Origin of the sequence: Luteolibacter sp. Populi (assembly GCF_040801775.1) — a bacterium.
In the GTDB taxonomy this organism is placed as follows: domain Bacteria; phylum Verrucomicrobiota; class Verrucomicrobiia; order Verrucomicrobiales; family Akkermansiaceae; genus Haloferula.
The window spans coordinates 342,704-367,694 of sequence record NZ_CP161812.1 but is presented as its reverse complement, the minus strand read 5'-3'; the positions used below and the strand labels follow the sequence as shown (position 1 = coordinate 367,694).

At 57.5% G+C, this 24,991-nt stretch carries 22 protein-coding genes and 1 tRNA gene; 13 read left to right on the top strand and 10 right to left on the bottom strand.

Annotated elements, in window-relative coordinates:
- The first annotated feature begins 13 nt into the window (after positions 1-13).
- From ABWK72_RS01460 to ABWK72_RS01445, 4 genes are all read left to right on the top strand, one after another.
- Positions 14-877, top strand: a complete 864-nt coding sequence (locus ABWK72_RS01460; RefSeq protein WP_367872998.1) for a DUF1080 domain-containing protein — start codon at positions 14-16, stop codon at positions 875-877.
- Positions 874-4,395 (top strand): PVC-type heme-binding CxxCH protein, encoded by a 3,522-nt coding sequence (locus ABWK72_RS01455; protein WP_367872997.1) that lies wholly within the window; start codon positions 874-876, stop codon positions 4,393-4,395. Before ABWK72_RS01460 ends, ABWK72_RS01455 begins: the two co-directional genes overlap by 4 nt.
- A gap of 26 nt (positions 4,396-4,421) precedes the next feature.
- A complete protein-coding gene (locus ABWK72_RS01450) occupies positions 4,422-5,738 on the top strand; it encodes a hypothetical protein (RefSeq protein WP_367872996.1) in 1,317 nt (438 codons plus the stop codon).
- Positions 5,739-5,849: 111 nt separating this feature from the next.
- The gene (locus ABWK72_RS01445; protein WP_367872995.1) at positions 5,850-6,863 is read left to right on the top strand and encodes a Gfo/Idh/MocA family protein; all 1,014 of its coding nucleotides are present in this window, start codon (positions 5,850-5,852) and stop codon (positions 6,861-6,863) included.
- A 44-nt stretch (positions 6,864-6,907) separates the two neighbouring features.
- On the opposite strand, the gene ABWK72_RS01440 is transcribed toward ABWK72_RS01445, so the two are convergent.
- Positions 6,908-6,980, bottom strand: a tRNA-Ile gene (locus ABWK72_RS01440).
- Positions 6,981-7,099: 119 nt separating this feature from the next.
- Between ABWK72_RS01440 and ABWK72_RS01435 the strand changes: the two genes are divergently transcribed.
- From ABWK72_RS01435 to ABWK72_RS01425, 3 genes are read left to right on the top strand one after another with little or no spacing between them, the layout of a single operon-like run.
- Positions 7,100-8,152 (top strand): tyrosine-type recombinase/integrase, encoded by a 1,053-nt coding sequence (locus ABWK72_RS01435; RefSeq protein WP_367872994.1) that lies wholly within the window; start codon positions 7,100-7,102, stop codon positions 8,150-8,152.
- A gap of 58 nt (positions 8,153-8,210) precedes the next feature.
- On the top strand, positions 8,211-9,803 hold the full coding sequence (locus tag ABWK72_RS01430; RefSeq protein WP_367872993.1) for an AAA family ATPase: 1,593 nt from the start codon (positions 8,211-8,213) through the stop codon (positions 9,801-9,803).
- Positions 9,800-10,660 (top strand): hypothetical protein, encoded by an 861-nt coding sequence (locus ABWK72_RS01425; protein ID WP_367872992.1) that lies wholly within the window; start codon positions 9,800-9,802, stop codon positions 10,658-10,660. The genes ABWK72_RS01430 and ABWK72_RS01425 overlap by 4 nt, the downstream gene beginning before the upstream one ends.
- A gap of 4 nt (positions 10,661-10,664) precedes the next feature.
- On the opposite strand, the gene ABWK72_RS01420 is transcribed toward ABWK72_RS01425, so the two are convergent.
- The 6 genes from ABWK72_RS01420 to ABWK72_RS01395 form a co-directional block, all read right to left on the bottom strand.
- Positions 10,665-10,922: a helix-turn-helix domain-containing protein gene (locus ABWK72_RS01420; protein WP_367872991.1), complete on the bottom strand. Its 258-nt coding sequence runs from the start codon at positions 10,920-10,922 to the stop codon at positions 10,665-10,667.
- 20 nt (positions 10,923-10,942) lie between these two features.
- Positions 10,943-11,122: a hypothetical protein gene (locus ABWK72_RS01415; protein WP_367872990.1), complete on the bottom strand. Its 180-nt coding sequence runs from the start codon at positions 11,120-11,122 to the stop codon at positions 10,943-10,945.
- 28 nt (positions 11,123-11,150) lie between these two features.
- The gene (locus tag ABWK72_RS01410) at positions 11,151-11,732 is read right to left on the bottom strand and encodes an RNA polymerase sigma factor (protein WP_367872989.1); all 582 of its coding nucleotides are present in this window, start codon (positions 11,730-11,732) and stop codon (positions 11,151-11,153) included.
- A 64-nt stretch (positions 11,733-11,796) separates the two neighbouring features.
- Positions 11,797-13,281 carry a relaxase/mobilization nuclease domain-containing protein gene (locus ABWK72_RS01405; RefSeq protein ID WP_367872988.1) on the bottom strand — a complete coding sequence of 495 codons (1,485 nt, stop codon included), beginning with the start codon at positions 13,279-13,281 and terminating at the stop codon, positions 11,797-11,799.
- An 8-nt stretch (positions 13,282-13,289) separates the two neighbouring features.
- Positions 13,290-13,583 (bottom strand): hypothetical protein, encoded by a 294-nt coding sequence (locus ABWK72_RS01400; protein ID WP_367872987.1) that lies wholly within the window; start codon positions 13,581-13,583, stop codon positions 13,290-13,292.
- A gap of 1,037 nt (positions 13,584-14,620) precedes the next feature.
- Entirely contained in the window at positions 14,621-16,009 is a 1,389-nt protein-coding gene (locus ABWK72_RS01395) for a hypothetical protein (RefSeq protein WP_367872986.1), read from the bottom strand.
- Between the two features lie 93 nt (positions 16,010-16,102).
- Between ABWK72_RS01395 and ABWK72_RS01390 the strand changes: the two genes are divergently transcribed.
- The 4 genes from ABWK72_RS01390 (at position 16,103) to ABWK72_RS01375 (ending at position 18,741) form a co-directional block, all read left to right on the top strand.
- Positions 16,103-16,285 carry a hypothetical protein gene (locus tag ABWK72_RS01390; RefSeq protein WP_367872985.1) on the top strand — a complete coding sequence of 61 codons (183 nt, stop codon included), beginning with the start codon at positions 16,103-16,105 and terminating at the stop codon, positions 16,283-16,285.
- Between the two features lie 34 nt (positions 16,286-16,319).
- Positions 16,320-16,442, top strand: coding sequence for a hypothetical protein (locus tag ABWK72_RS01385; RefSeq protein ID WP_367872984.1), 123 nt, complete (start codon positions 16,320-16,322; stop codon positions 16,440-16,442).
- A gap of 107 nt (positions 16,443-16,549) precedes the next feature.
- The gene (locus tag ABWK72_RS01380) at positions 16,550-18,064 is read left to right on the top strand and encodes a type IV secretory system conjugative DNA transfer family protein (RefSeq protein WP_367872983.1); all 1,515 of its coding nucleotides are present in this window, start codon (positions 16,550-16,552) and stop codon (positions 18,062-18,064) included.
- The gene (locus ABWK72_RS01375; RefSeq protein WP_367872982.1) at positions 18,061-18,741 is read left to right on the top strand and encodes a hypothetical protein; all 681 of its coding nucleotides are present in this window, start codon (positions 18,061-18,063) and stop codon (positions 18,739-18,741) included. The genes ABWK72_RS01380 and ABWK72_RS01375 overlap by 4 nt, the downstream gene beginning before the upstream one ends.
- A gap of 659 nt (positions 18,742-19,400) precedes the next feature.
- Here ABWK72_RS01375 and ABWK72_RS01370 read toward each other — a convergent pair.
- The 3 genes from ABWK72_RS01370 to ABWK72_RS01360 form a co-directional block, all read right to left on the bottom strand.
- Positions 19,401-19,859, bottom strand: a complete 459-nt coding sequence (locus ABWK72_RS01370) for a hypothetical protein (protein WP_367872981.1) — start codon at positions 19,857-19,859, stop codon at positions 19,401-19,403.
- Positions 19,860-20,030: 171 nt separating this feature from the next.
- On the bottom strand, positions 20,031-21,623 hold the full coding sequence (locus ABWK72_RS01365; RefSeq protein WP_367872980.1) for a S8 family peptidase: 1,593 nt from the start codon (positions 21,621-21,623) through the stop codon (positions 20,031-20,033).
- A complete protein-coding gene (locus tag ABWK72_RS01360) occupies positions 21,620-22,738 on the bottom strand; it encodes an AAA family ATPase (protein ID WP_367872979.1) in 1,119 nt (372 codons plus the stop codon). The genes ABWK72_RS01365 and ABWK72_RS01360 overlap by 4 nt, the downstream gene beginning before the upstream one ends.
- 219 nt (positions 22,739-22,957) lie before the next feature.
- Between ABWK72_RS01360 and ABWK72_RS01355 the strand changes: the two genes are divergently transcribed.
- Positions 22,958-23,230, top strand: coding sequence for a DUF2188 domain-containing protein (locus ABWK72_RS01355; RefSeq protein ID WP_367872978.1), 273 nt, complete (start codon positions 22,958-22,960; stop codon positions 23,228-23,230).
- 282 nt (positions 23,231-23,512) lie between these two features.
- Positions 23,513-24,979, top strand: a complete 1,467-nt coding sequence (locus ABWK72_RS01350) for an RES domain-containing protein (protein ID WP_367872977.1) — start codon at positions 23,513-23,515, stop codon at positions 24,977-24,979.
- Positions 24,980-24,991 lie beyond the last annotated feature (12 nt).

Genomic DNA, 24,991 nt, shown 5'->3' with positions numbered 1-24,991 from the left:
CAACTGCAAATCCATGACCCGCATTTTCCCGACCGCTCTCCGCACTGCATCCCTGTTGGTGCTCCTTCCCCTATCCCTGCTCGCGGAACAAAAACCCGCTGCTTCCGGGCGCTCCGGGAAACCTGCCCGCGCCGTAACGGAGAAGATCAATGTCTTCGACCTGATCCGCAACGGCGAGATCTACTACCACCTCAATCCGAAGGCGGAGCTCCACGACAAGCCCGAGGACGTTTTCCTCCTCAAGGACAAAGAACTCACCATCACCGGCCGCGGCTACGGCTGTCTCTACACCGCCGATTCCTTCAAGGACTACCGCTTGGTCGTCGAATTCAAATGGACCGGCCGCACCTGGGGGGATCGCGCCGACAGAGCCCGCGACAACGGTATCCTTCTCCATTGCCACGGTCCCGAGGGAGCCCTCGGTGGCACCTGGGTCGCCAGCATCGAAGCCCAGATCATCGAAGGCGGCATGGGCGACATGCTCGTCCTCAACTCCGGACTCCCCGATGCGGGCATCCAGCAGACCAAGGCAAGCGTCGAAGTCGAAACCGATCGCGATGGCGAGAAACGCTGGAAGCCCGGTGCGCCCCGGCAAGAGATCCTCAACGGACGCATCAACTGGGAAAAGCGCCACGAGGATTGGGACGACAAAGTAGGCATCCGTTTCGCGGACGACCTTGAGGCTCCTATCGGCGAATGGAACAAGCTCGAGGTGATCGCCAGAGGCAGCACTCTCGTCTATCTCTTCAATGGCAAGAAGGTCAACGAAGCCTTCGACGTCCATCCCGGGGAAGGCCCCATCGGCATCCAGACCGAAGCCGCGGAGATGGTGGTCCGCCGCTACGAACTTCTTCCTCTCGACCAGACCAAGCCATGACCGCTCATCACCGGAGCCGTTCGTTCCTGGCAGCCGGGGTCACCGGCTTGCTTGCCTTTGTCCCGGTCCTTTCGCATGCGGATGATGCGGCTTGGGAACCGCGCTCCATTCCGGCGAAGGACGCGCAGGAGAACCCCGGCGAACCGCTCTGGTATCGCGCTCACCTCCGCGTTCCTGCCAGCCTCGTCGATCCCATCGACGACACGAAAGACCTCTGGCGTGAGTCGATGACCCTCGCCCTCCAGGACATCCCCGGTCGTTTCAAAGTCACACTCAACGGCATCGTGATCATCGAATCGGCGAATGCCGATTCCGCCGCTCCGCAACGCTTCAAGATCCCCAAGGACATCCTCAAAAACGAAGTCTTCAATACGCTCGCGATCCGCCTTGAGGGAAAGGCCGCGGCGAAGGGGCTCGTGCATCCACCCGTCTTCGGCGGCTACCTCGACGAAGTCCGGTTGGCCCGCGATTGGCTCGTCCGTTCCGGGGAGGTTCCTCCCGCAGACCTGCTCCCCCTTTCCTCCGAGCCCGCCACCGCCGCCTACAACCCGCAGGACTGGCGCCCTGCCAGCACCGTCCTCCAAGCCCCGGTTGAACCCGTCCGCGGCAAGCAAGTCGCTCCCGCGGAAGCACTGACTCACCTGAAAGCCGCGGATGACTTGCGCATCGAGTCCCTCCTCCATGAACCGGAAGTCGCCCAGCCGACCCACATCAGCTTCGACGCCCGCGGCCGCATGTGGATCGCCCAATACCGGCAATACCCCTACCCGGCGGGGCTGAAGATGATCTCCCGCGATGCCTACTACCGCGGCAAATACGACAAGGTGCCTCCCGCTCCACCTCTTCACGATCCGGGTGCGGATATCGTCAGCGTTCACGAAGACAGCAACGGCGACGGGGTTTACGATACCCACAAGAAGGTCCTGACCGGCTTGAACATGGCGAACTCCGTGCTCCACGGGCATGGCGGCATCTGGGTTACGCACGCGCCTTATCTTCTCTTCTACCCGGATGCCGATGGGGACGACATCCCGGACAAGGCACCCGAGGTCCGCCTCGCTGGCTTCGGCCTTGAGGACACCCATAGCACGGTCAATGGCCTGACCTGGGGGCCTGACGGTTGGCTCTACGGAGCCCAAGGCAGCACCGTCTCCAGCCACATCAGCCGTCCCGGTATCGATGCTCCCGATGCCACGCCACTCTATCTGGAAGGCTGTGCCGTCTGGCGCTACCACCCCGCGACGAAGGAATTCGAGATCTTTGCCGATGGCGGCGGCAATGTCTTCGGTCTCCATTTCGATGGAGAAGGCCGGCTCTTCAGCGGCCACAATGGCGGCGACACCCGCGGCTGGCATCACATCCAGGAAGGCATCTATCTCAAGCAAGGCACCTCTCCGGACAAATTCGGGCCGCCCACCAATCCCTACTCCTTCGGCGAACTCTCCCAGATGGCATCGAGCCACCCGATTCCCCGCTTCACCCATAACATCGTCATGCTGGAAGGAAGCGCCTTCCCTGAACGCTGGCGCGGCCTTCTGTTGGGCGCCGATCCGCTCCACCGCAGACTCACCGCGTCCAAGCGCATTCCTGCCGGCAGCAGCTTCACCACTACCGACACCGATCCCGCACTGACCAGCGATGACGTCACCTTCCGGCCCGTCTATCTCACCCCCTCGCCCGATGGCAGCATCACGATCGCCGATTTCCGCGAGGAATACATCGCCCATGGCCAGAACTACCAGGGGCAGATCGACCCCGCCACCGGCCGCGTCTATCGCCTGCGCGGAAAGTCCGAAGCGCTCGTGAGCGATGTGAATCTCTCGGGGAAATCCGACGCCGAACTGATCGGGTTGCTCTCCCACCCGAACCTCTGGCATCGCCAAACGGCGGTCCGCCTCCTCGCCGAGCGAAAGGCTGCAATTCCCGATGCCGCTTCCGCGCTCTCCACCGCCTCCCGCCACCAGGCCCTCGGTCTCCTCTGGGTGCTTCACCAGACTGGAGCGCTTGATGAAGCGCTGACTCTCGTAGCGCTCAAACATCCTGAGCCGATGCTCCGCGCGTGGGCCATCCGCGTGTCGGGCGATCGCAAACAACTCAGCCCGGGCATCCACCAAGCAGTCCTCGCTCTCGCCACCAGCGAGCCCGATGCCGAGGTCCGCTGCCAGATCCTCTCCACCTGCCGCCGCCTGCCCCGCGATCAGGCACTCCCGCTCACCGCAGCCATCCTTACCCGGGACGTGGACACGCAGGATCCTTTCATCCCGCTCATGGCGTGGTTCATTCTCGAATCCCACTGCGGCTCATCTCCGGACTCCGTGATCGACCTGTTGAAAAACGATCCGTCCCTTTGGGATCGCAGCATCGTCCGCACCCACATCGCCTCCCGCTTGATGCGGCGCTTCGCCGAGGCCGGCAGCCGGAACGACCTCCTCCACAGCGCCCGGCTCATTCAGCTCGCGCCATCCCCCGCCGCGCGCGATCTCCTGATGGGTGGCTTCGGACAAGCCTTCTCCGGCCGCCCCATACCCGCGCTTCCACCGGAACTCGCCGATGCCATGGGGAAGCTCGGTAAAGGGGCCCTGATCCTCCGTGTCCGGCGTGCCGATCCCGCGGCCCTTGAAGAAGCCCTCACCCTGCTTTCCTCATCGGAAGCCCCCGCGAGCGATCGACTTCAATTCGCCAGGATTTTCGGAGAAATCCCCCATCCTCCCGCCGTTCCCATCCTCCTGGCGGTGGCTCTGAATCCATCCTCCGGAGAGCTCTCTACCACGGCGCTTTCCTCGCTCTCGCTCTATGAGAATCCGGAGATCTCCACGAAGGTCGTCGAGGCATTCCCCAGACTTCCCCGCGCCAATCAGGATGCCGCCCTCGCACTCCTCGCCGCCCGTCCCGGATGGACCCTTGATCTGCTCCGCGCCATTGAAACCGGGATCATTCCTCAAGCCGCCATCTCCCCGGATCTTCTCGCCCGCCTCCGCCTGCATCAGGAAGAAGACATTAGAAATCACCTCGCGGCCCGCTTCCCCGCCAAGGCAACAGCCGCGCGCGAATCCTTCCGACCCCGGATCGAGGCAGTGAAGAAGATCCTCTCCGGCTCCCCGGGCGATCCCTACACCGGGGAAAGCATCTTCATGGAACGCTGCGCCGCCTGCCACCAGCTCTTCCACAAGGGCGGCAAGATCGGTCCGAATCTCACCAGCTACCAACGCGAAGACCTCGACACCATGCTCGTGAGCATCATCGACCCGAATGCCGAGATCCGCGAAGGCTACGGCAACCACCTCGTCAGCACCAAGGACGGCAGGGTCCTCGGCGGCTTCCTCGCGGATCAGGACAACCATGTCATCGTGCTCCGCGGCTTCGACGGCAACGATAGTACGATCCCTCGCTCCGGGATCTCCGGGATCAAGGCCGCCGGCCTCAGCCTTATGCCGGAGGGTCTCATCGATAATTTCACGGACACCCAGCTTCGCAACCTCTTCGCCTACATCCGCATCCCGCAACCGATCAGCAAGTGATCCCTTACTTAATCTCCGACTTACCTATGACGCTTTCCATCTGTCTCTCCGATTTCTGCCGCCGTCTTCTGTTGTGCTCCATCGCGGGCCTTCCCTCGCTCGGGGCCGCGGCGGAGAAGCCCGCTGACGCGGCGTGGAAGCTCGGTGCCCCGATCACCACTTACTGGGCCGGGCCGGGCTATCCAGGCGGAGCACCTCTGGACGACGCCGCTGCAGAGCGGCTCGTGAAGGGGGGATGGAATCTGGTCTGGTGCCACGAGAATGAACTGGATGTGGCGCACCGCCACGGGCTGCGGGCCCTCCTGTATCATCCGCTGCTGGGTCGGCTGGATGTCTTGGAAAATCCATCCGCCAAGGCCGAGCTGGATGCCCTCATCTCCCGGGTGAAAGGGCATGCCGCACTCTATGCCTATCATCTGGTTGATGAACCGGACGCCGGGAAATTTCCGGCATTGGGAAAAATCGTCGCCTATCTGAAGGAAAAGGATCCGGCCACCTTACCCTACATCAACCTTCTGCCCACCTATGCCAACAACTCGCAATTGGGCACCACCGGGGAAGCGATCCCCGCCTACGAGGAGCACCTGAAGCAATATGTGGAAGTGGTGAAGCCGGAACTCCTCAGCTACGATCACTACCAGTTCACCCGCAGCGGGGACAATGGGGACTACTTCCTCAACCTGGGCATGATCCGGAAGAAGGCGATATCCGCCGGTATTCCATTCATGAACATCGTCCAGGCCAGTTCATGGGTGCCGGGTTCGCTCGCGTCCCCCAGCTCCCCCCGGGTCCCGGATGCAGACGAGCTGAGGTTCCTCGGCTATTCCTCACTGGCCTACGGGGCGCAGGCCATTTCCTACTACGTCTATTGCTACCCCAACCACGAGGGCGGGATGGAGACGCCGGACACCAAACCCACGCCGCTCTATCAGGAGGCCGCCACGTTGAATCCCGCCTTCATCGCGATTGCGAAGGAACTGCAACCGTTCGAATCGCTCGCCGTGATGCATGATGGGATGAAGCCGAGGGGCACGGAATCCATGAGCCCGGACTCTCCGTTCCGCCCCATAACTCCGCTGCCCGCAATCCCGTCCAAGCCGGGTGAGCGGGTGAGAGGAATTGCCATCGGTCTCTTCGGTCCGAAGGGATCGGCACCCGCCGCGGCCACTCATGGGCTGGTGGTAAATCTGGACTACAAGGAAGACCTCACCTTGACCCTGTCCGGTCCGGGGCCGCTGGAAGCATTTGATGAAGCCTCCGGCAAATGGTCTGCGGCCGGAGACGGGAAAGTAGAACTCACCCTCCGGCGCGGAGCAGGAAAATTGCTCCGCCTCAAGCGGTAAGCAGCGCCGGCCGGGAAGGCGAAGCCCCCCCTTCCGCCTTCGCTGAAAACTGAACACTGAACACTGAAAACGAGCAAACTTCCCATGCCTTTCCTCACCAACTGCAAAGCAATGAAACGAAGCTACATCCGCGCCTTCTGCGCCGCCCTCCTGGTGTCATCGGGCTCCGCGGAGGAGGGCGGACGGGCAATCCGGATCGGCATCATAGGGCTCGATACGGGGCATTCGACGGAGTTCACCCGGATCATCAATATGGATGCGGGAAAGCCGGAGTACGCGGCGAAGCTGAAGGGATTGAAGGTCGTGGCGGCCTACCCCGCGGGGAGCAAGGATATCCCGGAAAGCGTGAATCGTGTGCCGGGGTATACGGAGGAAATCCGGAAGATGGGAGTCGAGATCGTGGGATCGGTCGATGAACTTGTGACGAAGGTGGATGCCGTTTTGCTGGAAAGCAACGATGGGAAGGTTCACCTCGAACAGATCCGGCCGGTGCTCAAGGCGAAGAAACCGGTGTTCGTGGACAAGCCCGTTGCGGCGTCACTTGCGGACTGCATCCGGATTTTCAATGAGGCGGAAGCCGCGGGAACGCCCTTGTTCAGCAGCTCGGCGCTTCGTTTCGGAAAAGCGACGCAGCAGGTCCGCGAAGGAAAGATCGGCAAGGTGAGCCATGTGGAAGCCCATAGCCCGGCGCACCTGGAGAAGAGCCATCCGGATCTTTTCTGGTATGGCATCCATGGGGTGGAGCCCCTTTTCACCGTGCTTGGGAAGGGCGCGATCCGCGTGAAGCGGACGAAGACCGCGGACGGCTTGATCGAGGTCTCCGGGGAGTGGAGCGGCGGACGGCGCGGTATTTTCCGCGAGTCCAACCAGACCGACCGCAAGGGATATGGCGGCGCGGCGAAGGGGGAGTCCGGGGAATTGGCGATGGGAAGCTTTGATGGCTACGAGCCATTGGTCCTCGCGGTCGCGGATTTCTTCCGGACCGGCAAGCCTCCGGTCTCGGCGGAGGAGACCCTGGAGATCTACGCGTTCATGGAAGCGGCAGACGAGAGCAAGCGCCGGGGCGGTGAAGTGGTCACGCTTCAGGAAACGATGGACAAGGCAAAGGCTAAGATCGCGCGGTGAAAATCAGAAGCCCTGAAGTTCCCGCAATTCATTGATTATAAAAGTGGGCCCGGTGGGGTTTGAACCCACGACCAAAGGATTATGAGTCCCCTGCTCTAACCGCTGAGCTACAGGCCCTAATTTACTGTAAATGAACCACTTGAGATAACCGGAATTTGCTCAAAATGGCCCTTTGACCACCCGCTTTGACCACCTTTGGATTTGCGCCCAAATTCCGAAGCGCCATACTCGCCCGTATGAAAGGAAGCGAGAAAGGCGAGTGGAAGCAGGTCGGCGAGAATCTGGTGAGACATGCGGGTGGGAGTTACTACCTCCGCGCCAAAGTCGGAGGCAAGGTCATTCGGATGAAGCTGGATGCGCCGGATCTGCGGATTGCGAAGCTCCAGCGCGACGACAGGCTGACCGCGCTGCGAGCCGCAGCCTTGGAAACCACGACCTCGAACGTCAGGACCATGGGCGACGCGATCACGCTCGTTTCCGACCGGCTCCTGAAAGGCGCGCATCTGGAACAGCCTACGGTCGAATACTACGCGGCGCTGATCGAGATCCTGAGGAAGACCCTGCCCTGCGATCTGCCGGGCAAGAGCTGGACCGCGACCCAAGCCGCGGCTTGGTGGAAGAAAATCGCCACGAAGTATGCGGCCCAGCGGGCGAACAACATTCTTTCAATGGCGCGCCGCGTCACGGCCGCTTTGCTTGAGTGCGGCGTCCGGCTTGATGACCCGGCGCGCGAACTCAAGCGCGTGAAGATCCTCGCCAAAAATCTGAGCATCCCTACGCGCGAATTAATCGATCAAATCATCGACTCGATTGCGTCGCAGGGAAAGCGGGCCTCCAAAGAGTCTGCGGCCTTCGTCGGCTTCCTGGCTTACGCCGGCTGCCGCTACGGTCAGGCCAAGGCCGTCACTTGGGAGAATGTCTCTCAGGACTGGATCACCTTCGACAGCGGCGTCCGGGGCTCGAAGAGCGCATCGCAGCGTAACCTTCCGATCTTCGAACCACTCCGGAAGGTTCTGGACCCTCTGCGCTACGAAGGCGCGACGGGCCCTATCTTCAAGCTGAGGAGTCCGCGCATTGCTTTGGCTAACGCCTGCGTCCGCTTGGGCGTGCCGCACCTTCGATTGCACGACCTCCGCCATTTCTTCGCTACCTTCGCCATCGAGGCCGGGGTCGATATTCCGACCGTGGCGAAGTGGCTTGGCCACAAGGACGGCGGCGCGCTTCTGATCCGCACCTACTCCCACGTCCGCGACAAGCATAGCTTGGAAAGCGCGAAGAAACTGGTTTGAATCTAACAGCGCTTCCGATAACCTGAGCGGCAGCCAACCCACGTAAAGGCGCGACAGCATGGCGAAAAACGGCCTAGAGATATCGTTCTCCGTAGTTTCGGAGTATCGCAACGTTCCGTCGTTAGGAAAGTTGCAGGCCTATTTGATTGACGATCGATGGGACGACTGGGGCAGCTATCGCACACAGTTCCACCTCGTCGTTTTCGATCAAGAGGGAAACCAGCATCGTCTGGGAAACGTCAAAATTGGGCAATTCGGACTAAAGCCTTCAGGGGTAACGGAACCTGGCCAGAGAGCTCCCAGCGTCCCTAAAGTTTTCAAAAAGCTGGATGAGACGTTCTTCTCGTTGGGACAGGAAGACGAATATTACGAGCAGCTGGGGAAGCTCCCCGCGAAGCTGCGAGACGCAATCACCCATGCGATGCGCGATGTCGTGGCCGACCGCGAACTTTGGCACGACATCCAAGAAGAGCAGGTAACCACAACCTCGCTTCTTCGCTCGGTCACGACTACGACGGTAGAGCGGGCGTATCGAAGAATGCTCGGCGGCGGAGACAGACTGACTTCGTATAGCTTCCGATACGACTACCCTAAGCGCGGCAAGGATGCGGACTCTACCCCGCTTAGCTTGGAGTTTCAGGTTCGCCCAGAATCGTTTCCGCCAACAAATGTTCACGTCATAATCGGGGGCAATGGCGTCGGGAAGACCTATACTCTGACGCAGATGGTGAAGGCGTTGGCCGCAGGCGGTCCTCACACTGGAGGAGATTTTGGATCTTTCACTTCCGCTGAGAACGAGTGGAACTCTGAGGCATTTGCAAACGTGGTCATGGTTTCCTTCAGCGCCTTCGATCCCTTCGACACGATCGACAGCAGTTGGGAAATCAAGGATGGCATGAAGCATTCCTACATCGGCCTCAAGGAATATGACGGCTCACCCAAAAGGGCCAACAAGCCGAAAACTCCGGAACAACTCGTTGCTGAATTGGACCGAACTATCGGCGCCTGCTTGGTGGGAGCTCGGCGGAAACGGTGGATCGCAAGCCTGAAAACTTTGGAATCGGATCCCGTGTTCGCAGACTTCGAAATCTCCCAAAAGCTCTCCGAGGCGAAGGAGGAGTCGAAGCTCCAACCTTCCTATCCCCTTCTCAACGAGCTGAGTTCGGGACACAAGATCGTGCTACTAACCGTAGCCGGCCTGATCGAAAAGGTTGAGGAACGGACTCTCGTGCTTCTGGACGAGCCTGAATCACACCTTCACCCGCCCCTCCTCGCAGCCTTCGTCAGAACGCTCTCTGACATCCTGATCGATCGCAATGGCGTGGCGATCGTAGCCACCCATTCTCCTGTCGTATTGCAGGAAGTCCCGAAGAACTGCGTTTGGAAGCTGCGCCGGATCGGATTGGAATGCGTCCCCGAGCGCCCGGTGATCGAAACATTTGGAGAGAACATCGGAGTTCTTACCCGTGAAGTCTTCACCCTTGAAGTCACCGCTTCGGGGTTTCACCAAATCCTGAAAGAAGTCGTGGCCCAAGTGGACACTTACGAGGAGGCCGTCGAGAAATTCCGAGGAAGGCTTGGCGGTGAAGCTCGCGCCATACTTCGAGCGATGATGTCTAACAAGGATTCGGACACGGATGGTGACTCATGAAGCCCCTGCCGAAGCCCACCGACGCTAACGGTCTGCCTCTGGTTCCAGGAGATGTTTTTGATCTCTGCCTGACCAAGATGACGGACACGGACTTCCATGACAAACTCGTGTCCATACGCGCGCAGATCGTCCGCGGGGCCGTGGATTACGACGCTCGCGCGGAGACATGCGACCTTCATCAATTCGCGACCTCTGCTTCCGTCGGCGATGTCACCAAAGCGGAGATGATTAAGGTCTATAATCAGCGTTTTGCGGCGGCTGCTGGACCGGGCCGTGAGGTGTATTACCGAATAAGGAAATCATCGCCAAATGACCGGTGCCCGCTTTGCGAGATCGGAACCGCCAATACCCTCGACCACTACCTACCGAAAGCGCAGTACCCACTTTTTGCACTCACGCCTCACAATCTTTATCCTGCCTGCACGTGGTGCCAAGGCGCCAGATCATCAGGAGCAATCACCAGCAAGGAAACGCAAGCCTTTCACCCCTACTTCGACAACTTTGACGATGCAATCTGGCTGACTGCGGAAGTGGAGCAGTCAGCGCCAGCAGTCTTCAAATTCGGAGTTTCAAAACCAGCCTCTTGGAACGATCTGAAATTTGAGCGCGCGAAATGGCACTTCAAAGATTTCGATCTCCAAGAACTGCTCGCCACGAATTCCGCCAATCAACTGACCGGCATTCGCAATCGCCTGCAGAACCTTCTAGATGACTGCGGCGCAGCCGAAGTTCGAGCACATTTGTCGGAGGAAGAAGCAAGCTGGAGAGCCTCTAACATGAATTCTTGGGAAGCAGCATTCTACGAAGCCGCAGCTTCCAGTGACTGGTTCTGCAATGGCGGCTTTGCAGGGGTATAAGGGCTCACGCCCCCCCTTTAATATAGAGATCGAGCGCAGCGCTGGTAATGAGCGTTTTGTGGATGTTGGGAATCCGCGCCAGTCGTCCTGCTTCAATGTGGCGGCGGATGGTCTTTTCGCTTTGACCAGTCCTCTGCGCGGCCTCGGCCACAGTGTAGGTGGCGCGGCCTGTCGCGCCGCCCACCGTCTGAGCGATCAGCGAGGCCAATGCCTTCAGCTGGTCCTCCGGCAGGCGCAATTCGACGACAAGGGGCGGGATCATGGCTTTTAGAAACGATTGGCTCAGCGACCGCGGTCTATCGAGCGTTGGTGATCGCGTTGAATTTCACGGAACTTCTCCTTCCAGGCGCTGAGCGCGTCCTGAATCTCTTTGCTGCGCTCAGGGTCGGGCTTCTTGCCGTAGCTGGAGATCAGCCGGTCCACTTCCTGTGGTTCGATCAGGGGTCCGTTGGGCGGGTTCATATTGAAAAGGGGTTAGGGTCGGATTGTTTCAGCGGTTCACCCTCATGTCCTCGTTGATGCGCTCGGCGAGCTTTCGCCGCCCAAGCGTCAACCAATCGCCCACGGTCGAAGCCGGAACCGAAATCAGGCCCTCGATCTCTTTACAGGTGAAGCCATACCGGGCGTGGAGCCAAAGGACCTCCTTTTGGCGGTCGGTAAGGTCGATTCCCGGGTATTCGGCCCAGAACCTCTCCTTCAATGCAGCCTCGCTTTCGCTATCGAAAGTATCGGCGACCACTGGAGATGGAAGGTCGGGCACCTCATCAGAAATCACCTCGCCGCGGCGGACCAAGCGGCGGTAGTAATCAACGAAAAGCTGAAAGGCTTTCCGCCGCAGAAGCGGCAGCGATTGGATTTTGTCTTCGTCGAAATGGAGGAGCACGTAGACCCACAGATCCTGAGCAAGGTTTTCGGCATCCTGGCGCTGGCCCGCCAGCCTGTGAAGGTAGTCCACCAAACAGACATGATGATCCTCCACGGCTCGGCTCACGGCGCTGAGACGCCGCTCGAAGGCGGCGTCAACCTCATCGCCTCCCGGAGTTCCGATATTAACATCCTCCACGATTTTCATCTTACTAATCGGTGATACGATTGGGAGGCCAGACTCATCCGGCAGTCGCCGAAAATTGTTCTCACTATCTTTCACGGCCTTGGTCCCGTTGACGGGAAGCTGCCCTCTCGGAAGCGCGCGCCAAGGCAATCTCCAGCCGATCCCGCGGTTGGTCTTCACGTTCTCGAAGCCGCTCAATGCTGCGCTCAAACCGCTCTTTCTCAAGCTCCTGCCGGAGACCCATCTCATTGAGCGAACGCCGGCAGTCCTCCCTGACGTGCTCAACGCTCGCCCTGAACTGGCTCACTTCTCTCCGGTAGGTCGTGAGCTGGCTCTGCATCTCCACCCGATCCTTCCGGGTGAACCCACAAAGACGCTTCCACAAAGGGGCCTCGTCGATTCGTCGGCGGAGCTGTAACAGCTTCGCCTTCCGCTCCTCTAATTCGTGGTAAGCCCGCAGCCGATGCTTTGACGTCACGATCCGGGCGCGCAGCTGCTCAATATGCCGTTGCCGCTCCATCCGATGGCGCTCCCGCAGCTCCTGCCCCTGCTGTTCGGCTAGCTGCTCGAAGGCCGATTTCTCCTTCGGAGGAACCGGCTTGGATTCCTGCTCCGTTCCGGTCCCATGCCCTTCCGAGGCTTCAGGTCCCAACTCGGGCTCGGCTGCCTTTTCGTCAGCACGATCCGCCTCCGCCTCCGATCGAGAATCGGAGCGGTCTGCGACCTCACGGTCTCCATTAGCGCTGTCCCGCCCCGGTTGCTCTCGCTTGATGCGCTCCCTTATATCAGCGGCAACCTGGTCAGCATCCTGCAAGGCGAAGAGATCGAGATCCGACATCCGACCCCTCAAATCCGCCGCCTTCACATTCTTCAGCAGCCGCGCGGGATTGTGAATCTTCCCGTGAGGATCGACTACGACAATCCTCTTTCGACCCTGCGCCAAAGCATATCCGCTGGCGTCCAGGAGTTCCTTAAACTCGCTTCCATTGCGAGACCTCTTCCAAGCCTCAGCAAGAACCGGATCCTCGTAAAAGGATTCGTTCCCCTGTTGGCGACGCTCAAAGTTTTTCTCCCGCGCGTCGCAATAGACCTTCCCATTCTCGCGCTCATACTCCCGCGCGAAATCTGAGAGCTTGCGTTTTGAGTTTCGGATATCGCCAGCCATACCAGTAATTGGATGTACACGGTTCACGACAATGTGGACGTGCTTTTGCGGTTCGTCTTCATGAGCGATGATGACAGCTTCATGATCTTCGAGACCTAGCTTCTTAAGAGCGCTGCGCGCCGCCTCCAACATATGCCCGGCGTCCGGCGACTGCTCCGGATGCCAGGCGAGAGAAAACGCGAACACCGGTTTCTCTAATTTGCGCCCAGCGCGCGATTGCCCGGAGGCTTCCTTAAGCCGCTCTTGCTTGCCAGCCGTGTAGGCCATAACGCGCCACGCCTTGTCGGCGGAGTCAGTGTTCATGTTCTCCACGCTGGTCCAGGCAACGCGCTCGCGCGTATCCGCGTCCTTATCGTGCATGTAGTAAAGGAAGGCGCCCTTGAAGCTAGTGCCGCCGCTGGCCACGCGAGGAATCATGACGCGCCCTCCTCTAAAGCTTCGTCGATAAGAGCGTCGATGCGACGACACAGGTCGATAATCGCTGGCGGCATTGCGCCCAGCATATGGGCGCGCTTCACCAGTTGGTTGAGATTCTGCCCGATGCGATCGACCCGTTTAAGAAAGGCGGAATCATGCCGACGGTGCGTGGTAAAGGTTAGCTTGCCGCCGCACGAGATGCGGCGCGCTAGCTCGTTAACGGGCAACCCCGCCTCGTTAGCCTTCACGCATAGCCGAGCGTACTCGGTTTCAGTCAGGCGAAAAATCACCTGCCGCGCGCGCTGATCATGAGCTGATTTCCGGGGACGAGGCATCGCTGAAAGACGTTCGCCAGCCTCGCCCAAAGCCAACGCCGGTAGATCGAGCGACTGCTGCCAGCCACCCGGCGCCTACCGCCGTGGGGATCCAACGGGGGGATCCATCCCCCCTTGGCGAGACCGTTTATGTTTACATAAACGCATCTCGCTACTCGCTCATCCGGCAGGTCGCGCATTTCCTCAGAACGCCAGCCCGCCATGCTGGGCCGAGACTCCCCAACCTCGCGACTCGCCGCACCATTCCACAACACACAGCGGTAAAGGCGGTGAAGCCATTGAAGCGAAATACATTTTTGGTCGCCCATCCTCGCTGAGGAAGAGCTTGCCCCAGAACTTGCAAAATCGCCCCCTATTGGATATTATGTCCACTTCTCAACTCGCGCTGACGGAGGTTTAAGTGGGCGAGATTCGTATTGTCCGTGACAATCCCTGGCTACCGGAGTGGGAACCAGCGGAAGGTGAAGAGATTGTGATGGCACCCCTCTTCAATAATGTAAGTCTGAATCAACTCACAGAACACTACCGAGGAAAAGACTCCATGGTCTGGGTTCAGGTAAAGCTACCGTGGCCCGTCTACGATCTACATGAGCGCATCTATCTTGGGCTCCGTGGTGATGAGCGATGGAAAGACACCGCCCTGAACAGAGTGGTAGAGATGGCGTCAGTCGTTTTTGGAAAGCACGTACCGAGTCGCAGTAACAGCGAGGTGATCAGCCGCCCCTCAACACGCTTCCTCTTCGACGATTTCCCCACCGGACGTCTAGAGAAGGCCGCGATCATCGAGAGCCGCCGAGCTGAATTCAACAGGCTCGCGCAAAACCATCCTCAGAAGTATGGGGTTGTCTCACATCCCTTATTTCTTAAGGAATGGAAAGAATGCACTGCCTTGCACAGAAAGCGCAGAGCCAGTCCATACGACGAAATCGAATATTATATACGTCGCAGCGCCGGATTGGTCGGAAGCTTCAAGGAGCACAAGGGAAATCCAGTTAGCGCTTTTTTGGGCGCTTCGCCACCAGCTCCTTGACGAGGCTGTCACCGAGCGAGTCGGAGGAAGTCAGATTCCAGATTTTCCTGAAATCATCGTCGAAGTGCTTTGCCGCTTTGCTGTTTAGGTCGCGACATTCGATGATCGCACCGGTTCTCGCGCCAGCGGTCGCGAAGATATTTCCGTAGAAAAGGGCGGACTGACCAATTCGCAACGCGAGACCCATGGGCCAGAACGGGCTGTATTTGATCTCAAATGACACGCCACGCTTGCCTTTTCCCCTTGCGCCATATTCCAGCAATCTTGCTGCCTGCTCCTGCAAGTCCTTTGTGTGATTGCCATCAACGAAGGCAAACCGCACCTCGAACACGCTGCTGCGCGGATCAGCGAAAATGCAGCGAAACTTCCGAAGGGGTTTTTCTTTCGAAAGCTCATCAATGAGCTCCACGAACTCATAGTAGTTGGAGAAATAGGTCGTAATGATGTCAACGGTCTCGTTTCGGCCCAGCTTTCTAATCTCCTCGGCGACAAGATCCTGCGGCCATCGCCGGTGGACTACAAGGCGCTTGGGGCCATGCTCGATGTAGTCCCGGGCATTCTGAAGGAGCTCGATCGCGTCGTCGTCACTCTTGGGGGTTATCTTCTGTGGAAGGGGGTTCGTGTGGGCCAAGATTCCGCGTTTGTCCTTGAGAAGCAGAACGGAGGTAGAGGCCATGGGAAGTTTTTCAAAATTAATTCCTGTGAACAAGCCCTCAAGCTGATTCTGCTTTGGAAGAAGGTGGCTGAATCGATACCGAAGAGTCAGCTTCTCCGTCAGGTTGGGATGGTCGCAGCTCAGGCGAAAGATCACGCATTCGCTTTCAAGTTCGATCTCACCGTGATAGTGGATGGCCCCTGTAGAGGTAAGGGTAGGCTCATAGATCGCATAGAAGACCTCCTTCTCGGAAACCACGCAGAGCATAGCCTTTGTGATCCGGGACACTCCCCCTTGAGAGGTGTAATGAAACTCCTCCCAAGTGCCTCGCAGCATTTCTATGGCTCCGGGAGGAAGCAATCCACGCTGGCCTTGCGCGTTGAGGTCATGGAGAAGGGTGAGTCCGGGGTCATAATGCAGCATCGCTGGAAGAATCCTTTCGATCAAGGCCTGGCTCAAAGGCCTTCCCGCTCTGAGATTTTTGAGCGAGCCCTCGCTCGGACTGCCAGCCTTACCCCAGGCTCTGAGGTCTCCCGTGGCTCGCGAGATTGGTTTCACGAAAGCTTTGATCGTCAGATCGAGTGCGTCCAGCCACCGCAGAAATAGTTGGCCTTCCATGATGTAGCTGCGCCGGGATTTTGAGAAGACTCTCTGCGCGACGAGACTTTTGAATAGGTCGGGAGGGGTGTGTTTCATGGATTCAGGTTAGGGCGAAGGAACGCCATGTAGATCGGACAATCCTAGGACAGCCTAGGACAATCTCTGCGCAAAGTAACGAAAATAGCTGTTATGAATCAACGAGTTATTTTTGCCCTATTTTGCCCGACCGAAGACCTGATTGCCGCGATGGGTTTTGGGCGCAACTTCGAACCAATCGCAGAGCGCGTCACCACCAGTGCACCCGGCTGCGATTCCGAAGCCTTCCGGACTAAGGCGACAGACAAACTAAAAGACACCAATGAAACCGAATGATAAAGGCGCCCAAGACGCTTACCGCGGTCTGGGCATGGCATCACCGCAGTCGTTTTCGAACGACATCAGCCGCAAGGAATACAATGCGGCTTACGAGCGGGAGCGGCAGCGTCAGTTGCAGCAATGGAACCAGCAGAACCAAGGCGGCAAGAAGTAACCGCCATCCGCTGCCGTTTGAGGGAGGGGCGGCTCCGCCTCTCCCTCTCTGCTCCGCGAGCTTCTCAAACTCAACAAGAATCCTCTGAACTTTGAACCTTAAGAGTCATGTCTGAAAGCCTCTTTAAAAACTTTGAACGAGGAGTCGGGGCGCAGTCGAACCCGCCTAGCGCAACTTTTGCCCCCGAGTCCTCTATCGCAGGAACCCTTTCCCTACAATTCCGAACCCCGAACAAACAAGGGAAGATCTTCCTGGGCACGGTGGGATCCGCAATTAAGGAATTCCGTCTCCCCGATGAGCGGTTGGAGCGGCATGCTTCGGGCGGCAGCGCAGTTGGGGTCGCGGATGATCGACACATTGTAACGATTGCAGGATCGCGCTCTGGAAAAGGGCGAAGCACCATCATCACAAACCTAATCACCTATCCGGGTTCGATGATCGTAATCGATCCCAAAGGCGATCTCGCCAGAGACACGGCGCTATGGCGATCCGAAGTTTTAGGGCATAAGGTCGTAAACTTGGATCCATTCGAAGCCTCAGGGGAACTCGCCCGCCTCCTAGGTGGGGGATATAATTCACTGACGTTGATTCATCCCAAAAGCGCGACTCAACTTGAGGACGCCGGAAGAATCGCAGACTCCCTAATCGTACCATCTGGCGCCAAGGACCCCCACTGGGATGAGAGCGCGAAGCAGTTTGCGGTAGGCGTCATCCTCCACGTCGCCACCTATCCTCTCTACAGGAACGTTCGCAACCTTGTCACCGTCTATCGGTGCATCATGGAGAGGTCTTCGGCACTGAAAGCGGAGATGGCGGAGAACAATGCCGCGGAGGGGGCGGTAATTGCACTTGCGAACCAATTCTTCGACAAGCCCGACAATGAGCGCAGTTCGGTCCTCTCCAACCTAAGGCGTCACGTAAATTTCCTCGGGTTCCCGCAAATGGAGAGCGTTCTCAGCGCGCATAGCTTTGAGCTTCGCGATCTGAAAACTTCCCCTCTCACGGTTTACTTAAGCCTCCCCGCCATGCGCATGGGGATCTGCGCTGGTTGGCTGAGATTGTTCGTCAATCTTGCTCTCGCAGCCTTTGAAGAGGAGAAGACCAAACCTCCTTTTCCCGTTCTGATGTGCATGGATGAGTTCGCCGTCCTCGGCAGGCTTCAAGCCCTCGAGGATGCCGCCGGCCAAATCGCAGGTCTTGGCTGCAAGCTGTGGCCCATACTCCAAGACCTTGGGCAACTGGAAGCTCTCTACGAAAAGAGATGGGCAACGTTTCTGGGCAATGCTGGCACATTGCAGTTCTTCGGCAACTCCGACATGAAGACATTGGAGTGGATTTCGAGTCGTCTTGGAACATGCACGATCCAGACGTCTAGCAAAAATAGCGCTGGCTATATGGAGCGGGCCAACAGCGGCAACACGGGACAATCGTTCAGCCAAAGCGTCCATCCGCTCATGACCGCCGAGGAGATCTCTCGTTTCTTCGGCAGGGACGACGAGTTGGCGCGACAGCTCATTATACGCCCCTCTTCAGCCTCGCTTGTCTTACACCGCGCTTACTACGACTCCCATCAATTGTTTCGACCCTATCGAAAGTTCATGAACATGCCTGAAAAATTATGAATCTAACACGCAACTACCCGCAGTTTCCTGTCTGGCCCGAAGTTCACGCGGACCTCAACGCCAGAACGGTCTTCATCGCTACTCAACACGTTACCTTGATTCGCTACCTGATCGCAAAGGTGTTGATTAAAGCAGCCATCGCAGGAGCATGGATCCTGGCATTTGGCCTCACAGTAAGCGTTCCTGAGAAGAACCTGGAGGTTGGCCTATGCGCCTTCTTCCTTTGCCTCGCCGCAACCGGCGTCATCCTGGGAACGCCAACGCCGCAAATACTGGCCAAGCTGATGTTCCCTAGTGAAACAAAGGTCGTATTCACGCCAACTCACATCTGGGTCAATGGAAACCGGTTCGAACGGGAAAATGTTCTCATCGGCTTCAGGGCAGCCGGATCGCCAATCCCTTGGAAGAAATACAATCGGTTGCTGAGAGAGATGGCAGAGAACAAGTTGAGCAAGCACGACGAGGCCAAGCTCGATTTTTCGGTGGTTGAAATGGTCTACGGGGGCCGGCCATTCCGAATCACAAACGTCCGGTCCGTGGAGGCAGCCCAGCAGTTTGCTGTCGCATTGCAGATGGCCTCCGATGCCTCCTTCCAACTGCAACATTCCGCTCCAGAGGCACCCGAATCGCAGTCGCAGCTCCCCAAGGCCGTCAGCGGGGGGCCTTCTCTCGAATAAATCGCCAACCACACGATCATATGAATGAAAGCATCCGCGGGAAATTCTCCCTGGCGCACGATGCCAAGGAGGCCAAGAGCTTGCCGGCAGAGGAGGCAGAGGAGTATAGTCACTTCACGTTAGAGTATAGGCCGCCGCCCGGATTCGCGCCTGCCGGAAATACCTGGAGGGGCCCAAATTACTCCATCGCCCAGGCCGAACCCAGTGATCCACGCTTGATCGAAGAGCCACATCAGGCGTTTGCAAAGTCAGCGCAGCGCCCTCCTGAGCCTGAGCCTGAGCCTGAGCCTGAGCCGAAGGTCGAAGCCACGCTACCCAGCCGGGAAGAAGCGATACGACAACTTGCTGCCGAACTCTGCCGGCCAGCATCACCCCAAAGGGAGCACTTCAATGAAATATCCCGCTAATTCCTCTCGAGGAGAGGCCGACTCCCTACTTGCGAATGAACAGAATGTAGATTCTGTCGCCGGAGCAAAAATTGGGGCAAATTGCCGTAATTTTCAAGCGATTAGTCCACGCTGCCCCCCAAGCGACGGACAAATGCCGTCTTCGATTGCTCCGATCAAGGGGGCCTCGCCTCACTTTTCGCTCCGTAGATGGGAAGGTGATTACTCTACATCCCCGGATCAAACACAAGATCTTGCCGCGAGCCTAGCCTATCAGGGCCTCGCCTGGATCGGAATTTCGAGGATCGGTTTCAGAGGTTCCAGTTGTGTTGCGTATTTCCTAACGATCTGGTCATAGAAGTCCTTCGCGTTCTTTGCGCAGACCGTGATTACAAGTGCATAGGGCAGCTTCTCGGCCGGACGAAAGTCCCGTCCCTCTAACCGGGCATTATAGTGGATGTCAAAGCAAGGATTCTGCAGGGAAGAGGCCCGCATCGTCTTGGACGCATGCAGGCAGTTTTCCCACTTCCAGGCATCTCTCCGCAATTCGTCTTCGGTTGCCCCGGTGGGCGAGGAACCGAAGAAGGATTTTGTGTCGGCGTGCATTTGGTCACTGCGAGTGAATTTCCCATCATGAGGCCGGAATTTCAGTTCCAGCCCGGCACGGGTATAATTGCTCGGATGGTGTGGATCAGTCTGCGACTTGTAGCATATGGTCGCCTTAACCGTCACGTTTCCAACGATCTTGCTCCCGGGCATTGGAATGGCTGCCCGGATATATTTTGAGGGCGAGATCTCTCCTTGGTAAACAACTCTTACAGTATTGTCGTCGCACAGAACGATGTCATCGAGAAGCGCTGAAATTCTACCCCATCCAACTTCCTCATGAGGGTGCTCGCTCTCCTATACCGTATGTACTAGCAGCGATCGTATCGCCAGATTGTTAAGGTTGTTACCAAAATGAGTCCTGATTCCGGTCGCCATTCTCATCGCGCTGGGGGCTGCGAATGAAGTCCCACCCGTTGCTGCCAATTTCGGCGTCATATCGGCATTGAGAACGATGAAGGGTCGCTCGAAAGCGCCGCCAAATTCGACGAGATCCGGCTTGACGAGCCCAGGACTGCGGCCTGGTCCGATCGAGCTGTAGGGCGCCCGGCTCCAGACTTTCTCTCTGCTGTCGCATGCTCCAATTGCCAGAGCATTCACGCAGTCCGCAGGCACCTGGACCCGATTGAGCCTTGTGATTGAATCACTCTCTCCATCGTTCCCGACAGCTATCGTGGCGAGGGTGTCAGAATGTGCAAGACGGTCATCCAGCACGGCAGTCCAAGCATGAATCTCGTCGTCTTCGATAGGCAAGCACGGCCCGATGCTGAGATTGACGAAGTCATACTTCCTCGAGGAGAGGACAACCTCAATCCGCTCCAATACTTCATACAGCTCATAGGGGTTCTGTTCGGGAGAGCTGTCGATGACCCGATAGTGGTCTATCTTGCTGAACGGCGCGGGGATCGGGGACTTTGGATCAATGTGGCCGAACAGTGCTGCCGAACTGACTCCCACTCCATGCTCCAGGAGTTCCGCTGTCGCGGGGCTCATTCCCGGAAATTCAAAAGGCGTCACCCAGCGGGTAATCGGATGCGTCGCGGGGATCCCTCCATCAAAGATGGCGACAGCCGGAGAATTGACAATTGGGAGCAGCGGTGGCAATTCGGGAGCAACCGTCGGAATACCGGACGAGCGGATTGTTGGACGTAGGAACCGAAGTTCAGGCATCTTACGAAGTGCCCGCACGGGGGAAAAAGACGCTATCTCCACAGCGCGCTCGGCAGGTGCGACTACTTCCAGAAAACAAAGTCCTTGGGCAAAGAACCGCTTCCTGAAGGTGCCTGGAACCCTGCGGGCTTTAAAGAATTCCCAGAATTGATCTATCACATGCAGTTCCAACTCTCCCGCATGTAGTACAAGCTCCATTGGAATCTCCCCCTCGCGCGGAAGCCCGCCTTTGATCTTATTCTCGGGAGCCGGCGCAGAAATCGCTTCGATGCCGACAAGATCAGAAGCGCCCTTGTGACTTTCCGGCCATTTGCCAAGGTCAGCACTCCAGTTCCTCAGGACGCTCCGGGGTGCCGAGGCGAATAGTTGGGTTGACATGGTTTCTTCCGGCTCGCGGTCTCGAGATCGTTTCTCGGGCTTAATCTTTTGGGGACGGCTTCCTAGCAGCTCCATGCCAATCTGACTGAAAAGATCCTGCGGGAAATAGGACTTAGCGAGATACTCCGGATTGAGGGTGAGCATGATCACCGCTCTGTCGCCGGGACAAGCATCCGCCGGGAGCTTGCTCACATCAGAGACCGCCTCGCTCAGCATAGGAGCAAGCCGCTCCCTAGCCTCTCCGAATGTATACGGAGCTTCTTTCGGCGCTCCGCCGGAGCGGACCAGGATGCTCGAAGTAAGGCGTTCGCCCCGGCCCAGTAAGAAATTCTGCTTTTTCATGCTCTTTTCCTTCGAGTTTTCACGTTATTTCCAGACCGAGTACGAATTGTCTCCCTTGCGATTCCGGTAAGTTCTGTAGCTTTTCTCTGAGATACCAACCCGGAGTCAACTAGCATAGTCGCGAGCTCGATCATATCTTGTTTGGAATGACGCTCTGGCCGGACAAGTTGAGGCAGGTGCTCCTCTAATGTGCCCCCATCTATCGCAGCAACTCGGCGGACATTGGTGATGGCACGCTCAATATCGTTGAAAGAAAGTCCTGCCATGGCAATCGACAAGGCGTCTGGCCAGACACTCGCCTCAGAGACAGCTCCCTTTAGTAGATCGCCAGCGAAGGCCTTCACTGCATTTCGTTCCGGCAGAGAAAATTCAACGACTTCTTCGAAGCGCCGCCAAACAGCCGGATCAAGCAGTTCGGAATGGTTGGTTGCGGCTAGAAGTAGTCCCGATGGCGGCCAGTCATCAAGTTGCTGCAGAAGGACCGTGACCAATCGTTTCAGCTCTCCGATCTCTCCAGTATCGTCTCGTCTCTTTGCGATCGCATCCAACTCATCTAGGAGTAGGATGCAGTCGATAGATTTTGCATAGTCTAAGACGTGCCTCAAATTAGAACCGGTTCGTCCGAGGTAGCTGCTCATCACTGCCGCGAGATCCAGAACCAGAAGAGGCTTGCCGAGTTCTCTGGCCATCCATTTCGCGGCCATCGTTTTCCCGACCCCCGGGGGCCCTGTAAACAGCGCGGTTCTCGTCGGCTCCAAGCCAGCTTCCAGAAGACGGCCAACATTTTTCCGCTCCTCGACCAATCGGCTCAACACCTTCTGTGCGGATTCTTCATAAATGGGCTCGTGGGCTAGAGCTGGATGCTCCTCGGTGCGTAAAAGCTGAAACCGTGAATCAATGTCCACTGGCACCGCGGACTCCGTACTGCGGCGCAAAGGAGACGAACGGGTTGGCTGCTTTCTCAGCAATTCAATCAACCCGGCCGATAACTCCTTGTCGTTTGAGTTCTGCTTGGCAACGCGATGCAACAGCGCCTGGACGTCCTGCGGTCTTTGCGAGAGCGCGATGCGGGCTAGGTGGACGAAGTTGTCCCTTAATTTTTCGTAATCTTCCATGGTGAATCCTCGTGAGGTGGGACTAGGCGCAAACTAGCACGAATGGAAGACTTTTCAATAGAAAACTCAGAACTCTTCCACCCACAACCGCGACACTTTCTCCTGATCGTAGGTTACTTATGAGCCTCTCCGGCGATCTTTGACACACCCCAAAGAATTCTCTTCCACTTTTTCGATTGCAGGCGAGCAGAAGCGTGGCATGAATGAGTTCGTCCCCTCATGGGAGGGCACGAACTCAGACCAAACATGAAAGACCAAGATAGAACCGTGTATCAAGGCCCCGATGGGCAGTGGCGAAACAAGCGCGTGGACGCCAGCCGTCCATCGAGTGTTCATCGAACCCAAGCCGAAGCAAACGCTGCTGCAAAAGAGCAGCTCCAGCGGCAAGGGGGCGGCGAGCGAACGACGTTGGGCCGGGATGGAAAAATCGTGAGCAAAGACACAATTGCTCCTGGGCGCGATCCCCGCTCCGTCCGTGACAAGGAACACTGATAACAATCACCCGCTTTCCTTGAGATTTACGAGGAAAGCGGGTGAAAATCGAAAGTGCGCGTAGCGGAGTTCTTCCTGACGCATGGCAGTAAACTCGCTGGATCCGATGAAGCTTCTGGGCGGTCAGCGTATCGCGAATTCCCTCACCCCCGGGTGCAGGATGACATCTTCGGCTCCGCGACACGATGGAGCAGTGATTGGCAGTTCCTTTGAGCAGCGATTGCCAGCCGTCCTGTAGCAATGGCTCTTATCCCATACGACCGAAACCAAAATTCCACCGCGATGAACGGATCTATTTCTGACGACGAAGAGCAGCTCCTCTGCTGGAAATGCGTTTCAGACCCGTTTCTCAAAAAACGCATGCAGAAGGAGGGCCGGAAGTCGATTTGTGACTTTTGCAATTCCTCAAATGCGAAGGCGGTTCGGCTCAGTTTGGTGGCGGATTGGATTGAGGAAGTATTCGCCAAGCACTTTGAGCGCACCTCGCCCGATCCTTCGGACGATGAGTATTGGCTGCTTAAGAACTCGGAATCCGGCTACTTCTGGGACCGCGACGGAGACCCTTTGGTCGATGTATTATCGGAGGTGGCTGGCGTTGGTGAAGAAGTCGCCGACGCCCTTGTTGAGATTCTTTCTGCTCGGCACTTTGATTTCGAAGCAGCAAAAATGGGTGAAGAGTCCGATTTTGCTAAGGACTCACACTATAGCACTCGTGCTGTTGACCATTACGGGAACCATCATGAGGCATGGTCCTCGTTCGAGCGAACTCTACATCGAGAGAGCCGCTATTTTAGCAGGAACGCCAGCGAGATTCTGAACGCAGTTTTTGAAGGTATTGAAGATTTTGTCACATTTTCCGGCGACCGTATTGTTAGAGACATCGGGCCCGGGACTGACATTTTGACTTTATTTCGCGCCCGCGTCTTTCAATCAGCGGGTGGTCTTGAACAAGCCCTGAAACGACCAGATCTAGAGATAGCTCCTCCCCCAAGCGAGAGGGCTTCAGCGGGTCGAATGAACGCACAAGGTATCTCCATCTTCTATGGAGCAAGCCAGGAAGCAACAGCTCTGGCCGAAGTCCGTCCACCGGTGGGATCAAACGTTGTCGTCGGTGAATTTGAACTACTGCGGCCGGTGCGGATACTCGACATCCGCAATCTCGGAGAAATAGTTGTTAGAAAGAGCTATTTCGACCCAGATTCCCGACCCCTGATTGAACGGGCCGCCTTTCTTCGCGAACTCAGCAGCCGCATTGTTCAACCAGCAATGCCCGAGCGCGAACATCGGGACTACCTAGTAACTCAAGTGATCGCCGACTACTTGGCTTCTGAGCGCGGGCTTGACGGGCTTCTCTTCCCCTCCGTCCAGACTGGTAGCGGCTTCAATTTGGCTCTCTTTCATCGGGCTTCTCGAACCGAGCCCTTCGACACGCCTGAGGGTACGACGATTTCTGTTGCTCCAGATGGTTGGGATGATGATGGGCCTTCTCCCGACTTTTCCGTGCAGGTAACCATTCCCAAGAAAGCCGAGGAAGAACCTGACGAAGAGGACTCGTGGGGTTTTCTTCCTATCCGGCCAATAGAGTTCGACTTTCCGGATCCGAATGCGGACTACCGTGAGCCAACTCTCCGGCTAAAGCCGGACAACGTCAAAGTGCATCTGGTTACCGGCGTGCAATACGAGTCCCGCCCGTCAAGCGTACGCCGGACGATCTTTGAAGGTGAACTCGACCTGTCCTGGATGAAGTAGCTAGCTACAAGT